11 protein-coding genes are annotated in these 15182 nt (G+C 67.0%); 7 read left to right on the plus strand and 4 right to left on the minus strand.

Going from position 1 to position 15182, the window contains the following annotated elements; all coding sequences use genetic code 11:
- Positions 1-136: 136 nt before the first annotated feature.
- Together ACN675_RS04010 and ACN675_RS04015 are read right to left on the minus strand one after the other, a co-directional pair.
- Entirely contained in the window at positions 137-1705 is a 1569-nt protein-coding gene (locus ACN675_RS04010) for a PucR family transcriptional regulator (protein ID WP_420749623.1), read from the minus strand.
- Between the two features lie 28 nt (positions 1706-1733).
- The gene (locus ACN675_RS04015) at positions 1734-3293 is read right to left on the minus strand and encodes a PucR family transcriptional regulator (protein ID WP_420749624.1); all 1560 of its coding nucleotides are present in this window, start codon (positions 3291-3293) and stop codon (positions 1734-1736) included.
- 109 nt (positions 3294-3402) lie between these two features.
- On the opposite strand from ACN675_RS04015, the gene ACN675_RS04020 reads away from it, so the two are divergent.
- From ACN675_RS04020 to ACN675_RS04035, 4 genes are all read left to right on the plus strand, one after another.
- Entirely contained in the window at positions 3403-5466 is a 2064-nt protein-coding gene (locus ACN675_RS04020; protein ID WP_420749625.1) for a hydantoinase/oxoprolinase family protein, read from the plus strand.
- Entirely contained in the window at positions 5463-7424 is a 1962-nt protein-coding gene (locus tag ACN675_RS04025; protein WP_420749626.1) for a hydantoinase B/oxoprolinase family protein, read from the plus strand. The genes ACN675_RS04020 and ACN675_RS04025 overlap by 4 nt, the downstream gene beginning before the upstream one ends.
- Positions 7425-7600: 176 nt before the next feature.
- Positions 7601-8923: a purine-cytosine permease family protein gene (locus ACN675_RS04030; protein ID WP_420749627.1), complete on the plus strand. Its 1323-nt coding sequence runs from the start codon at positions 7601-7603 to the stop codon at positions 8921-8923.
- A gap of 169 nt (positions 8924-9092) precedes the next feature.
- Positions 9093-10577, plus strand: coding sequence for an amino acid permease (locus tag ACN675_RS04035; protein ID WP_420749628.1), 1485 nt, complete (start codon positions 9093-9095; stop codon positions 10575-10577).
- Positions 10578-10740: 163 nt separating this feature from the next.
- Here ACN675_RS04035 and ACN675_RS04040 read toward each other — a convergent pair whose 3' ends face one another.
- Positions 10741-11331, minus strand: a complete 591-nt coding sequence (locus ACN675_RS04040; protein WP_420749629.1) for a TetR/AcrR family transcriptional regulator — start codon at positions 11329-11331, stop codon at positions 10741-10743.
- 50 nt (positions 11332-11381) lie between these two features.
- Between ACN675_RS04040 and ACN675_RS04045 the strand changes: the two genes are divergently transcribed.
- The 3 genes from ACN675_RS04045 to ACN675_RS04055 are packed head-to-tail and all read left to right on the plus strand — an operon-like array spanning position 11382 to position 14451.
- Positions 11382-12614, plus strand: coding sequence for an acyl-CoA dehydrogenase family protein (locus tag ACN675_RS04045; RefSeq protein ID WP_420749630.1), 1233 nt, complete (start codon positions 11382-11384; stop codon positions 12612-12614).
- Positions 12615-12624: 10 nt separating this feature from the next.
- Positions 12625-13689, plus strand: coding sequence for a phosphotransferase family protein (locus ACN675_RS04050; protein ID WP_420749631.1), 1065 nt, complete (start codon positions 12625-12627; stop codon positions 13687-13689).
- Positions 13690-14451, plus strand: coding sequence for an SDR family oxidoreductase (locus ACN675_RS04055; RefSeq protein WP_420749632.1), 762 nt, complete (start codon positions 13690-13692; stop codon positions 14449-14451).
- Positions 14452-14504: 53 nt separating this feature from the next.
- Here ACN675_RS04055 and ACN675_RS04060 read toward each other — a convergent pair whose 3' ends face one another.
- Positions 14505-15056, minus strand: coding sequence for an Lrp/AsnC family transcriptional regulator (locus ACN675_RS04060; RefSeq protein WP_420749633.1), 552 nt, complete (start codon positions 15054-15056; stop codon positions 14505-14507).
- Positions 15057-15182 lie beyond the last annotated feature (126 nt).

The following is a 15182-nucleotide window of genomic DNA, read 5'->3' on the forward strand; positions in this document are numbered from 1 at the left end:
GCCTTCTCGTGGCAGCCAGACTTCGACCGCAAACGATCGATGATCGTCGACTACGTCGGCCCAAGATGTGCGACCACGGGTCGAGCCGTCTTGTCCGGCACAGTCAGGGGGCGGACCGTCCCAGGGGCGGCGGGATTCACCTGACCGTCGGCGCCTGTCCCCCTCGACCATCGAGCATCTCCCGAGCCTTGACGGCCAGCCACCACTCCACCCGGGTGTGGATCGAGTCGAGGTCGCGGCCCGTCAGTTCGGCGATCCGGGCGAGCCGGTTCCGCAGGGTGTGCCGGTGGATGCCCAGCGCTACGGCGGTGCTCTCGGCCTGAGCGTTGTGCTCGAGGTACGCGGCCAAAGTCTCGACCAGTCGCCCACTCCCCCCACGCTTCTCGTCATAGGCATCGAGTGCTTCGAGGCCGGCTCGGGAGATGGCCTGTAGGGCATCGGGATCCTGCATGCCCAGCAACACGGAGAAGGTGCCCAGCTCAGCGAACACCACCGGTGCCGTCCCTCCGTCCCGCACCGCCCGTGCCGCCGAGAGAGCTTGACGCACGCTGGTGTTCGCATCCAGCACGACGCATGGCCCACCCAGTCCGCACCGGACCCTCCGGCCGAGCTGCGCCCGGACCCGGTCCTGGATCCGGGTCGCGATCTCTCGCGCACGGCCGGCCGGCAGCACCACCGCGACATCCGCATCGACCGAGGCCGCCAGATAAGGGACCGCCTCCGCGGCGAGGGCCGCGCCGACCTGCCGTTCCGCCGGCAGCAGCGGACCGACCTCGGTCAGCACGGCGACCGCGACCGTGTCGGTCGGTTCGAATCCGAAGTATCGGAGCAGGCCGGCGTCCATACGTTCGGGTGTGTCGAAGAGTGTCCGGGTGACGGCGGACCGCAGCCTCTGCTCCGCGCTCTGCACCTTCGCGGGCTTCCCGAGTTCGATGGAGATCAGCGACACCGCGTGGGCGAGGAGCAAGCGGTCGGCCGGCGGGAGCGGTTCCGCGGTGCCGACGGCAAGGTATCCGTAGACGTCCGGTGCGGCCGCGATGCTCTGAACGGTGTAGTGGTCCCCGTCGTCCACCAGCACCTTGCTCATCTGCCGGCGTCGCGGCGCTCGAGAGGCCGACTCCGATACTGCGCGGGCGTGCCCGATCGCCCGCGTCGTGTCCGAACCGTATTCGGCGAGGACACGATCATCAGGGTCGACGACGGCGACGACGCCGGCGAGCGCCTGGCCGAGCGCGGTCACAACCGCGGGCACTCCCCCACGCAGGGTGGCGCGGGCCAGTCGCTCCTGTTGATCGACGACGCGCTGCACCGATCGAACCTGATCGGCTGTCAGTTCGTCGATGACTGCGCGGGTGATGGCAATGAAGGGGGTGGAAGCGGGCACGGCAAGTACCGGGAACCCGAGTGCGTCACCGGCCGCCCGAAGACCGTCCGGCACTCTGTCGAACCGGGTACCGGTGTCGAACGCCAGTGCCACGCAGCCGGCAGCGACCAGGCCTTGGAGGTAGGCGAACTGGTCGTCGGCGGCGGCACCGATCTCCAACCCGGTGGTCATGACGAGTTCTCCCCCGGACAACCACGGGGTGGGATCGGGAAGCTCGATCGGATGCGCCCATTCGATGACTCGGTCGGCTCCCTCGCGGCCGGCAACGAGGGTGAGTCCCAGCTCCGGCAGCGCCGTGAGTCGACGCACGGTGATGGCCATGATGGTGTTCCTTTCCCGCGCCGGGCAGCTAGGCGGTGGGGCGTTCGGCTAGTACTTCGAGTGCCAGCTGGATGTCTGTGACGTCGCGGGGCGAGCGCAGGGACCGGCCCAGCAGATCCTCGACACGTTTTACCCTGTGCCGCACGGTATTCGGATGCAGGTTCAACTCTCGTGCCGTGCGCCCGACGTCCAGTTCCCGGGCCAGGTGCAGCACGAGGAAATCGATCAGGTCGTCGTGGCCGTCGAGCAGGGGTGCCAGAACTGCGGTAGCGCGGAGGAGGGTTGCCTCCGGGGTACGGCCCGCCAACAGCCAGTCGGCGAGACCGACGTCCTCGAAGCGCTGCGCGATCTTACCCAGCCGCTCGGCGGCCCGTCGCGCCCAGCGTGCCTCACGTAGTTTGCCGGGTCCGCGCGCGGGATCGCTGAAGGGTTCGCTCACGCCGCATGTCAATCCCTCCGGGAGGTTGGCGGACCAGGAGTCGAAGGCCTCCGCCCGAGCCGGAACGACTCCGACGAGGCCGCCGTCGTCCCGGGCGAGCAGCAGGGTCAGCCCGATGTCACGCGCCAGCCCGGACACGTCCGCTTCGACGGCGTCGAGCAGTGAATTGGCGCGGAACACCCATCGGCGGTTGTCGTAGTCGGGGCGGGCGGACAGAACCAGCATCCGCATGTCCGGCTCAGGACCGAACCGGAGCATCTCGAGCTGGTCCAGGACGGTGTCGGCATCCGTGGGGTCACCCGAGGTCAGTGCCCTCACCAGCGCGGCGTGCCGCGCGCGGTTCTCGACGGTGGCGCGCTGGCGGGTGCGTTCGATTGTGTTGAGCAGTCGCAGCGATACCTCGACCGCGGGTGCGGTGAGCGGGTCGGCGAGTTCGTTGCTCTTGGAGGCGAGGGCCAGCCAGTAGTGCTGGTCGCCCGGCGAGATCGAGTGCGCGCTGACCGACCAGCGGCCCACCCGGAACCGCAGTCGCCCGTCCCGGCCGCGTAATTGATTACGGATCAGATGCACAGGCGCGCCGCCGGCCGAGGCCACGACATCGCCCACCTCGTTGTAGAGGACCACGCTGCTGCGGAGCAGCCCTGCGAGGCGGGCGACGAGGTCTGTCTCCGGAGCCTCGGCTGTCATCGCCTCGAGCAGGTGGTTCTGCATCTGCAGCGTACGCCGCAGCAGCATCGAGTCCTGCGCCTGCACGGCCGTATTGACGCGTCCGACCACTTCCATGAAGGGCAGTTCCGGTGGGACCGCCACCACGGCGAACCGATGGCGTTCGGCCTCGTCGAGCAGGGACCGGGGAATGTCGTCGGTGATCACTCCGACGCCGTAACCGAGTGCGGCGATGCCGGACCCGACGAGTTCGCGGATCAGCTCACGGCAGGCCTGCTGCGGGTGCTCGAGGGCGGGAAAGCGCGAGCCGGTGGTGAGCATCATTGAACCCGGGCGCAGCCAGCGGGTGGGGTTCTCGATCTCGATCGGGTGCGCACCGGTAATTCCCACGTTGGGGTCGGCGTCGGTCACCAGCCGGAGCCCGAAATCGGGTTCGAGCAGCAGATCGACGAGCCGGAAACGGTCCGGAAGCATGCCCGACATCTTCCCTCTCCGGTGTGAGAATCTCCAACGATTCTGGAAAGTCGATTCACTTTCTCCAATTGATGGCCCGCCGACCAGGCCGAATACTGAGTCCACCCGAAACAGGAGTATGACGATGATCACATCTCGCAATCCCCATCTGCGCGTCGCCGTGGACGTCGGCGGCACCTTCACGGACGTGTGCATCTTCGATGAGAGCGCCTCCACCACCCGCATCGCGAAGGTCCCCTCGACCCCCGATGACCCGATGCGAGCCGTGATCGACGGTGTGCGCACAGCAGGCATCGATCTGACCGACGTGACACTGTTCTCCCACGGCACCACGGTCGCGACCAATGCGCTCATCACCCGTAGGTTCCCACCCGCGGCTCTGGTGACCACCCGCGGGTTCCGCGACGTGCTCGAGATCCGCGACGGCACCAAGGACGAACTGTGGGACACGTACGTCGACGTCGGTACCCCCTACATCCGTCGCCGGGACCGGTACGAGGTCACCGAGCGCATCGACTATGCCGGCGAAGTCGTCACACCGCTCGACGAGTCCGAAGTCCGCGAGCTGGCCCGAATCCTTCGCCGCAAGAACATCAAGACCGTCGCGGTCTGCCTGATCAACAGCTACGTCAACAACACCCACGAACAACGCGTGCGGGCCCTGCTCGAGGCCGAGCTTCCCGACGTGACGGTCTCGACCTCGAGCGAGATCCTCCCCGAAATCTTCGAGTACGACCGCGCCTCCACCACTGTCGCGAACGCCGTGCTTGCACCGCTGGTCAGCGGATACGTCAACCGGCTCGAAGCGCAGCTACGCGCCGACGGGTACGGCGGCGACCTCCTCCTGCTTCATTCCGGCGGCGGTTCCATGACACCCGCAATGGTGGAGAAGTTCCCCGTCCGGCTCGCCGCTTCCGGCATCGCTGCCGGAGCGATCGCCGTGGCCGATATCGCGACCCGCTGCGGATACCCCAACGCGATCGGCCTGGACATGGGCGGCACCAGCACCGACATCTCGCTCGTCTACGACGGCGAGGTCCGCACCACCAAGCAGTGGCAGGTCGAGTACGGCTTCCCCATCTCCTTCCCCAGCATCGAGGTGCTCACGATCGGTGCGGGTGGCGGATCGCTGGCTTGGCTCGACGAGGCAGGCTCGCTGCGCAACGGGCCGCAGTCCGCCGGCGCCTCCCCCGGCCCTGCCTGCTACCTGCGCGGCGGCTCCGAGCCGACGAACACCGACGCGAACGTGCTGCTCGGCCGACTGGGCACCGCTCTCATCGGCGGCGGCCTCACCCTGGACGTGGCGGCCGCGGAGAACGCGATCAAGCAGAGCGTGGCCGGACCGCTGGGCCTGGACGCCGACACCGCGGCAAGCAACATCCTCCAGGTGGCCAATGCCAATATGGCGGATGCCGTGCGGCTGTTGTCGATTCGTCGTGGCTACGATCCGCGTGACTTCGTCCTCGTTGTCTGTGGCGGCGCGGGCGCCCTGCACGGTGCGGCCCTGGCGAAGGAACTGTCCATTCCGACCGTTGTGGTGCCACCCCACCCGGGTATCACCTCGGCGCAGGGCTGTCTGCTCGTCGACATCCGGCACGACCTGTCGGCGATGTTCCAGGGCCGCGTCGACGAGATCGATACGACCGCACTCGAACGCGAGTTCCTGCGCCTCGAGCAGGAGGGCACGCAACGTTTGCGCCATGAGGGGGTCGCACCCGACCGTATGGTGCTCGACCGTCACATCAGCATGCGCTACGCGGGGCAGTGGCGGTCGCTCACCGTCACCGCCGGCAGCGGACCCGACTTTCTCGCGGAGGCCGTCGAACGATTCCACGAGGAACACGAGCGGGACTACTCGTTCCGGCGCGACGACACGCCCGTGGAGATCTACCAGATCGGCCTGCGCGCGGTCGGCACGACGCCGAAACCGAACTTCCCACGAACCTCCGAACCCAGCACAACCGAGCCGGTGCCCGTGGAACGGCGCAGCGTCTACTTCGACGAGGAGCGCGGCCGGGTCGACACGCCCGTCTTCGACCGCGACGCACTGGAGTTCGGGGCGTGCATTCCCGGCCCCGCCGTGATCACCCAGCTCGATTCCACCACCGTCGTCCCCCCTGGGACCACCGCCACCATCGACGAGTGGGCGAACATCCGCATCGACATCCAGGAGTCCCGATGACCACCACGTCCCCCACCCTCGATCCGGTCACGTTCGAGGTCCTCAAGAACGCGTTCGCCACCTCGGTCGACCTGATGTCCGAGCAGATCCTGCGCACCTGCTACTCGTTCGTCATCTACTCGCGGGACTTCTCCTCCGCGCTCTGCGACGCCGAGGGCAATACCGTGATGCAGGGCAGCCAGGACATCGCCGTCCACGTCGGCACCCTCCACTTCCAATGCAAGGCCGTGCTGGAGGAATTCGGCTCCGACATCAACCCCGGCGACATCTTCATGGTCAACGACCCCTATCGGGGCGGCACCCACCTCAACGACGTCAGCTTTGTCCGGCCCATCTTCGCGGACGGTGTCCTCCTCGCCTTCGCACAGAACAAGGGACACTGGGCCGACATCGGCGGCAGTGTGCCGGGATCGTTCGACGTGACCGCCACCGAGCATTTCGGTGAGGGTCTGCGGATTACCCCCGTGCGGGTGTGGCACGAGGGCCGCTTCCTCGCCGACGTCGCAAAACTGCTCGTCGCGAACACCCGGTCTCCGGAGATCAGCATGGGCGATCTGCACGCCCAGGCCGAGGCGACCGGGGTGTGTGAACGCGAAATCCAAAGGCTCGTAGACAAGTACGGTCGCAACACGGTGACCGACGCGATGCGCGAGGTTCAGGACTACGTGGAGCGGATCGTGCGCAGCCGGGTCGCCGACCTGCCGGACGGCACCTGGACCACCGAGGACTACCTCGACTCCGATCCGGCGCGTCCCGAAGGTCTCGTCCCGATCCGCGTCACCATGACGATCGAGGGCGACCAACTCAGCTACGACCTGACCGGCAGCGCGCCCGCCGTGGCCAGCTTCCTCAACAGTGGCTACGGCACCGCGTTCTCCGGAATCGTGGCGGGCACCAAGTCCTTCTTCCCCGACGTGCCGCTGAACTCGGGCCTGTACAACGCGATTCGCACCGACCTGGGGCCGGAGGGCACCGTCGTCAACGCAGGCTGGCCACACGCAGTGACCGGGTTCTGCTCCGGCCCCTACGAGAAGATCATGAACGCGATCTTCGAACTGTGGTCGAAGGTCGTGCCCTCGCGGGCCATCGCCTGTTCGTTCAACCTCGAATACCTGCTGGTCGGCGGTCGCGACGCCCGCACCGAGGAGCGGCCGTTCTTCATGTGGTACGACTGGATGGCCGGCGGCTGGGGAGGTCGCAGCTCGAAGGACGGATCGAGCGCCACCGCACCGGTTTTCGGCATCGGCCTGGCCGTTCAGCCGTGCGAGGGACAGGAGCGCCTCACCCCCGTACTCACCACCGAGCACGCCATCATCACCGATTCCGGAGGGCCCGGCGAATACCGTGGAGGGTGCGGCCTGTCCAAGGGCGGTGTCCTCACCGACAGCGACAACAGCGTGATGTCGTACTGCTGTGACCGTTCCCGGTCGGTCACCTGGGGTATCGAGGGTGGTCTACCCTCCATCCCGCACGGTGTCTGGCTCAACCGCGGCACCCCCGAAGAGCGTTTCCTCGGGTCCGTGTTCTCGAATGTTCCGGTTCAGTCCGGAGATTCGTTCGAGCGGCCGTCCGCGGGTGGCGGGGGCTACGGGGATCCGCTGCGGCGGGACCCGGAGGCCGTGCTCGAGGACGTGATCGACGGCTACGTCTCCGTCGAGCGTGCCGCGCTGGACTACGGCGTCGTCGTCGTGCCCGTAGATCCCGAGATCGACCGCTACGAACTCGACGACGACGCCACCGATCAGCTCCGCACGAAGATCCGCACGTCACGCCGGGGCTGGCTCGACGAGGACCCCGAATCCGTCGCCCTCCGCTACCGCAACGGTGAGCTGTCCATGCTCGACCTCGTGCGCCGTTACGGCGTGATCGTCGACTGGGGCACCGGCGAGCTGCTGCCCACCACCACCGCACAGTTCCGCGATCTGCTGCGGACCCGGTCCGTCGCGCACTGGTCGTGAATACGATGTGGGGCAGCGATTCCGCTGCCCCACATCGGTTTCCGCTTTCCCTCCCCCGAAGACCCCTGCCGAACCTCCCGTGCTGCGCGGTCATGGGCCCTGCGCCGGTTCGGATTCCCCCCTCGAGAGGCGACCCTTTGTCCGATCATGTCACCGACTCCGCCCCCGATTCCTTCGTGGAATACGAACATTTGCCCGAATCCGGCCGGCTGTCCCGATGGTCGCTGACGATGGCCTGGTGGGCCATGTTCAGCGCCATGTTCTGGCTCTACGTCGCCGTCGCCTCGGCCGGCGCGGTCGGGGTGCCGGCAACCCTGGTCGGGATGGCCGCCTCCATCGGCACCTTCGGCGTCATCAATCTGCTGCTCTCCCGCTATGCGATCCACACCGGACTTTCCGTCGAGCTGCTGTCCCGGCGCATGTTCGGTGCGGTCGGCTCACTGCTTGCTCCGGCACTGTTCGCCGCCACCGCGCTCTACTACGGGGTGTTCGAAGGATCCATCGTCGCCGTGGCGCTGCAGGAGTACTTCGGCGGCGACATCAGGCTGTGGTACCTGCTGTGCACGGTCTACATGATCCCCGTGGTGATCGGGGGCGTCGCTGCGTGGCTCGACAAGCTCAACGGGATCCTGCTGCCGTTCTACGTTGTCGGCATGGTGGCCGTCGTGGTGGCAGCGACCGTGAAACGGGGGTACCCCACCGGGTGGCTGACCACCACGGTGGCATCGGGTCCGCTTCCGGGATGGCTCACCGTCTATCTCGTCTACATGGGCGTCTGGGTGCTGATGATGTACACCTTCGACTACGCCAGGCTCGGACGCCGCACCGACGCCGGATTCCACGGCACCGTCACCTTCGGTTGGGTGTTCTACGCGCTGACCTTCGGCGTCAACGGACTTGTCGGCCTCTATCTGCTCGGAGCGTGGGACATCGCCGGAACCGAGACCGGTGTGGTAGAGGCTGTCGTCGGTTCCCTCGGCTTCGCCGGGGTGTTGCTGATCATCGTGTCCCAGACCCGCATCAACTCGGCCAACTTCTACCTTGCCTCCACCAATCTGCAGGTGTTCGTCCGGCGGGCACTGCGCCTCGACGTACCGCGGGCAGCGTGGGTGGTGGTCACCGCGGTGCTCGCCTATCTGCTCATGCTCACCGACGTGCTGGGGTACCTGCTGCAGGCCCTCGCCTGGCAGGGCGTGCTGATCACCGCGTGGGTGGCGATCGCGGTGGTCTACGTGCTGCGCGATCGTGGTCGTGTCATGCCCCGCACTGCTTCCGGCGGGGCGCTGGCGTGGCTGATCTCCTCGGTCGCGGGCATCCTGCTCACCGTGCAGGAAGTGAGCACCACATGGGCGCAGCTCGCCCCGGTGGTGACGGTGCTGCTGGCGGCGGGCAGTTACGTACTGCTCACCCCGCGTGCACGCGCGGCGGGTCGTGCGTCGTCGGAACCTGAAACGCCGGAGGAACCCGAGGTGGCGCCGGACGAGGCGCAGCCTGTCTGACTCCGACGGCAATCGCCTCGGCGGCGAGTGTGACTCCGATCCATGTACATTACGGACATGTCGTGGGTCACATCGCGGTCGTAGGGTTCTCCCATCCGAGCGACAGTGCCGCCGGAACGCGGGAACCAGCACCCGACGGCACCGCACACCAGGTCTCGAAGGGAGTGCCGTGCACACCGATTCACCGGCCGAGAGGTCCGACACCCTGGGTCACGCGCTGAAGAGGCGTCATCTCACCATGCTGTCCATGGGCGGGGTGATCGGCGCGGGATTCTTTGTGGGCATCAGCGCGATCATCGGCCAGGCCGGCCCCGGCGCTATCCTCACCTGCCTGATCTGCGGGCTCATCGTCTTCCTCGTCATGCGGATGCTCGGGGAGATGGCCGTCGCCAAGCCTTGCACCGGCTCGTTCACCGAGTACGCCCGCGACGCCATGGGCAACTGGGCGGGCTTCGCCACAGGCTGGCTGTTCTGGTACTTCTGGGTGGTCGTCGTCGGAATCGAGGCCGTAGTCGGGGCTACACTGCTCGGCCGCTGGTTCCCCGGTGTTCCGTTGTGGCTGATGGCGGCCGGTCTACTGTTGATCATGACGGTGGTGAACCTGTTGTCGGTCGGCAACTTCGGCGAGGCCGAGTACTGGTTCGCCGGAATCAAAGTCGCGGTGATCATCGCGTTCCTCGTCCTGGCCGGTCTCTACGTGCTGGGTGTCTGGCCAGGGGCCGACTTGTCGTTCAGCCACCTGACCGCGCACGGCGGCTTCCTGCCGAACGGCTTCACTCCGGTCATGGTAGGGGTGGTCGCCGTCATCTTCTCGATGACCGGAGCCGAGCTGGTCACGATCGCCGCGGCCGAGTCGAAGGAGCCGGCCGCGGCGATCCGCCGCGCCACCAGCACCGTCGTGTTCCGGATCCTCGGCTTCTTCGTCGGCGCGACGTTCCTGCTCGTCACCATGCTGCCGTGGGACAGCTACGTCGTCGGTGAATCCCCGTTCGTGTCTGCACTCGAGGTCCTGGGCATCCCCGGCGCGGCCGAGATCCTCAACTTCGTGGTGCTGGTCGCCGTGCTCTCGTGCCTGAACTCCGGGCTCTACACTGCGTCGCGCATGCTGTTCGTGCTCGGCGCTCACCGCGACGCACCCGCATGGATGACGGCCGTCAACTCCCGAGGCGTCCCGCTGAAGGGCGTGCTGTCGTGCACGTTCGTCGGATACGTGTGCATCGTTGCCGCCTATGTCTGGCCCGACACGATCTTCTTGTACCTGGTCACGTCGTCCGGTGCGATCTGCCTGTTCGTGTACATCATGATCTGTCTGTCCGAACTGGTGCTGCGCCGCCGCTGGGAGCGCATTTCCCCCGAGGTCCTGCAGTTCCGGGTGTGGCTCTATCCCGTCCTGCCTGTCGTTGTCACGATCGTCATCGTCACGATTCTGGGCGGTATGTGGTTCACCGGCGCCCGCGCCGAACTGGTGCAGTCGCTGATCGCATTCGCGGTCATCGTCGCCGCCTACCACCTCAAGACTCGATACCTGCGCCGGCGCAGTGGTGCACGCCCCGCTCCGCCCGAGGAGGCGGCGCTGGCCCGGGCGATGCACGTCGATGCGGCCTCGCGGCTCGAAACGCCGCAGACCACCGTCTCGGGTGATCGGGCCGACTGAGGATTCGCTCTCATCTGCAAACCGAAGGCCCCCCGGATCCGCGAGACCGTCGACGGAGACAGACCCATCTCCTCCTGCGCCATCGCCCGCGTCGACCAGTGCGTGGCATTCTTCGGGTCGGCTCGAGCGTCCAGGTCGCCACCACGGCGACCTGGACGCTCCTTCAGGTCAGAATCACCGGCAGCGTGCGGAGGGCGAAGTCGACGACGTCGTCGACCGTGACCGACGGTTCGGTGGTGCGGTCGATCGCGACCGACTCGACCATCGACCACCAGCCGCACACCTTCATGGTGGTGGCGGTGCTCGGCTCGGTGCCGGTGGCGTCGAGGATCCGGGCGGCCATGGTGTTCTTGACGTTCTCGTGGATCTCCCGGATCTGCGGGTCGTAACCGAATCCGGCTCCGTGGAACAGCATCTGGTAGTTCCGGCCGTGCCGGTCGATGAACGAGACGAACGCCCGCACCACACCGCGCAGCGGGTCGTCGTCACCGGGGTCGGGTACCGCGGCGCGGAGCAGGCGGCGGGCGGCCGCACCGACGACCGCGGCGTAGTAGTCCTGCTTGGTCGGGAAGTAGCGGAAGAGCAGTCCGCGGGAGATGCCGGCGATCTCGGCGACCCGGTCGACGGACAGCGCGTGGATGGGACGCGTGGCGAGTTCCTGCAGGCCGATGGCCACGAGTTGCCGTTTGCGTTCCTCCGGAGGCAGTCGCCGCCGGGGTGCGGGCTGCGGTGGTGCTTGTCGTGCTGGGGTCACCCCGATACTCTAACTGAGCATTGCTCATTTAGAGCTCGACGGAGGAACCTATGGATTTCGCACAGTCGGAACGTTCCCGCGACTACCTCGAACGGTTGCGAACCTTCATCGCAACCGAGGTCGAACCGTTCGAACAGCGGATGCACGCGGCGCGCGTCGAACCGTTCGCGCAGCGCGGCGACAGCTCCGGGGCGGCCACGTGGTCGGTGCCGCCCGAATTCCGGGAGCTGCAGCGCAAGGCCAGGGAACAGGGGCTGTGGAATCTGTTCCTCCCGGACGCCGAGCTCGGTGCCGGGCTGTCGAACGTCGAATACGCTTCGCTCGCCGAGGAGATGGGCCGCTCCCAGTTCGCGTCCGCGGTCTTCAACTGTTCCGCCCCCGACACCGGGAACATGGAGGTCCTCTACCACTACGGCAGCGCCGAGCAGAAGGACCGCTGGCTGCGCCCGCTGCTCGACGGCGAGATCCGCTCCGCGTTCTGCATGACCGAACCCGACGTCGCCTCGTCGGACGCCACCAACATGGCCGCGACCGCGGTCGTCGAGGGCGACGAGGTCGTCCTCAACGGACGCAAGTGGTGGAGCACCGGTGTCGGCCACCCGGACTGCAAGGTCCTGATCTTCATGGGTCTCACCGACCCGGAAGCCCACAAGTACCAACGGCATTCGATGGTGCTCGTGCCGATCGACACCCCCGGTGTGAAGGTCGAGCGGATGCTGTCCACGATGGGCTTCTACGACGAGCCGAGCGGCCACGGCGAGGTGTCGTTCACCGACGTGCGCCTGCCGCTGGACGCGATCATTGCCGGACCCGGCCGCGGATTCGAGATCGCGCAGGGCCGCCTCGGGCCCGGCCGCATCCACCACTGCATGCGCCTGATCGGCCTCGCCGAACGCACCCTCGAACTCGCCTGCCGTCGCGGCCTCGAGCGGGTCTCCTTCGGCAAGCCGCTGGTCAACCTCGGCGGCAACCGCGAACGCATCGCCGACGCCCGTATCGCCATCAATCAGCTGCGGCTGCTCGTCCTGCACACCGCGTGGCTGCTCGACACCCAGGGATTGGCCGGAGCCCGGTCGGCGGTGTCCGAGATCAAGGTCGCCACCCCACGCGTCGTCCAGCAGATCGTCGACTTCGCCATCCAGATCCACGGGGGTGCAGGGCTTTCCGAGGATTTCCCGCTCGCCGGCGCCTGGACGGCCGCGCGGGCACTGCGGCTCGCGGACGGACCGGACGAGGTGCACCAGGGTCTCGTGGCCCGATTCGAACTCGGCAAGTACAACTGAAGGGAACCCCGTGAGCAGCCTTCCCGACAACGCCCGGCCCGTCCGCGACGAGGACAGCTTCGACGTCGCCGCGGTCGCCGCGTGGCTCACCGAGCACGCCGGAATCACCGGTGTGCCCGAGGTACGTCAATTCGCCGGTGGCGCATCGAATCTCACCTACCTTCTGCGTTACCCCGATCGCGACCTGGTGCTGCGACGTCCACCGTCCGGCACCAAGCCGAAGTCCGGGCACGACATGGTCCGGGAGTACCGCATCCAATCGTTGCTCGCCCCCGTCTATCCGCACGTGCCGAAGATGATCGGGCTGTGCACCGATCCGTCGGTGCTGGGCAGCGACTTCTACGTCATGGAGCGGGTCGAAGGCACCATCCTGCGCCCGGGATCGTCGGCCGAGGATCTCGGGCTCACCCCGGAGAAGACGCGGGAGCTGTGCCTGCGCGTGATCGACCTGCTCATCGAGCTGCACGGCGTCGACACCGAAGCGTCCGGTCTCGTCGAATTGAGCCACGGCTCGGGCTATGTGGCACGCCAGGTCGAGGGATGGACCAAGCGGTTCGCCGCTGCCCGCACCGACAACGTCCCCGACTTCGCGCGCGTGACCACGTGGCTCGCGGACAACCAGCCCGCCGATGTCGCTTCCCGGGTGATCCACGGCGATTTCAAACTCGACAACATCGTCCTCGGCGACGATCTGACGCCGCGCGCCGTGCTCGACTGGGAGCTCGCCACGGTCGGCGATCCGCTGATGGATCTCGGGTCGACCCTCGCGTACTGGGTACAGGCCGACGACGAACCGATGATGCTCGCCACCAAGCTGCAACCGACGGATCTGCCGGGCATGCTCACCCGCCGCGAGATCGTCGAATACTACGGGGAGCGAACCGGTCTGCCGATCGACAACTGGAGCTTCTACGAGGTGTTCGGGGTGTTCCGGCTCGCGGTGATCGCCCAGCAGATCTACTACCGGTTCCATCACGGGCAGACGACCAACCCGATGTTCGAGAACTTCTGGATGATCGTGGGCTACCTGGACGCTCGCTGCAACGAACTGATCGACAAGGCGGAGGGGAAGTAAGTGGGCAAGTCCACGACACGCAGGAACATCCTCATCACGGGCGCCAGCTCGGGGCTCGGTCGCGGCATGGCACGTGAATTCGCCGCGCGCGGACGCAATCTCGCGCTCGCCGCCCGCCGCACCGAGAGGCTCGAGGAACTGCGCGACGAACTGCTCGCCGCACACCCGCAGATCACCGTCGCGGTCCGCACGCTCGACGTGGACGTGCACGACGACGTCTTCCGCGTCTTCCGGGAGCTCGACGACGAGCTCGGCGGTCTGGACCGGATCGTCGTCAACGCCGGTCTCGGCAAGGGACAGCCGTTGGGCACGGGCTACTTCCACGCGAACGTCGCGACCGCCCGCACGAACTTCCTGGGAGCGCTGGCGCAGAGTGAGGCGGCGCTCGAGCTGTTCCGGCCGCGCAATGCCGGCCACCTGGTGCTCATCTCGTCGGTGAGCGCTGTGCGCGGCATGCCCCGCAACCTCACCACCTACGCGGCGTCGAAGGCGGCGGTGGCGTCGCTCGGCGAAGGCATGCGCGCGGACCTCGCGCAGACCGGTATCGACGTCAGCACGATCTTCCCCGGCTTCATCCGGTCGGAGATCAACGAGAAGGTGAAGAAGGTGCCGTTCATCGTCGACACCGAAACCGGTTGCCGGGCACTGGCTGCGGCCATCGAGAAGGAACCGAACAAGGCGTATGTCCCGGCGTGGCCGTGGACGCCGATCGCCTACGCGATGAAGGTGCTGCCGCTGGCGGTCGTGCGGCGCATGGCCTGACGAGTCCGTCGGAGAAGACCACCCGGGGCGGTGAAGGGATCCGATCGATCCCGTCACCGCCCCGGCGCGTCGGGTGACAGGGAGTTCTCCGATCGGGGGCTCGGCCGTACGTGCTCGAAGATCAGGCTGGTCTCGGTGGATGCGACGGCGGGGTTTGCGCTGAGGTGCTGGAGAACGAAGCGCCTCAGCCCGTCCGTGTTCGAGGTTGCGACGTGGATGAGATAGTCGTCGGCACCCGCGAGGAAGTAGAGGTTCAGGACTTCGTCGAGATCGTTGAGCTGTTCGGCGAGTTGCCCGAGATGTCGGCGTGCACCGGGCTGTACACGGACCGCGATCATCGCCTGAAGGTCCTTTCCCAGGGCCGCAGGATCGATTTCGGCGTGGAAGCCGCGGATCACTCCCCGATCGATGAGCGACCGCACGCGGCCCAGGCAGGTCGACGGGGCGATACCGGCGGCCGCGGCCAGGGCATTGTTGGGTATCCGCGCATTCCGTGAGAGTTCGTCGAGAATGATCCGGTCGACGGCGTCGATCGTGACGCCCCGCTGAACATCGTTCGATCGAGCGGCCCCGACGACCCGGTTCTTCGAATTGTCGATAGCCATATCCCGATTCTAGAGAATTATCTTCGGATCTATTGTGGTGATTCTGCGGTTTCTTCAGAATTTTCGGTGAGCGATCACCTTCCCCCGACGCTCTCCCCTCAGTCCGACAAACCCACGCAGTCCGGC

It is taken from the genome of Rhodococcus sp. O3 (assembly GCF_048897285.1).
Classification (GTDB): domain Bacteria; phylum Actinomycetota; class Actinomycetes; order Mycobacteriales; family Mycobacteriaceae; genus Rhodococcus.

Coding starts and splice junctions, on each gene's coding strand:
- ACN675_RS04025 (WP_420749626.1), top strand. CDS start 5,463: ATGACCACCACGTCCCCCACCCTCGATCCGGTCACGTTCGAGGTCCTC.
- ACN675_RS04060 (WP_420749633.1), bottom strand. CDS start 15,056: ATGGCTATCGACAATTCGAAGAACCGGGTCGTCGGGGCCGCTCGATCG.
- ACN675_RS04015 (WP_420749624.1), bottom strand. CDS start 3,293: ATGTCGGGCATGCTTCCGGACCGTTTCCGGCTCGTCGATCTGCTGCTC.
- ACN675_RS04020 (WP_420749625.1), top strand. CDS start 3,403: ATGACGATGATCACATCTCGCAATCCCCATCTGCGCGTCGCCGTGGAC.
- ACN675_RS04045 (WP_420749630.1), top strand. CDS start 11,382: ATGGATTTCGCACAGTCGGAACGTTCCCGCGACTACCTCGAACGGTTG.
- ACN675_RS04010 (WP_420749623.1), bottom strand. CDS start 1,705: ATGGCCATCACCGTGCGTCGACTCACGGCGCTGCCGGAGCTGGGACTC.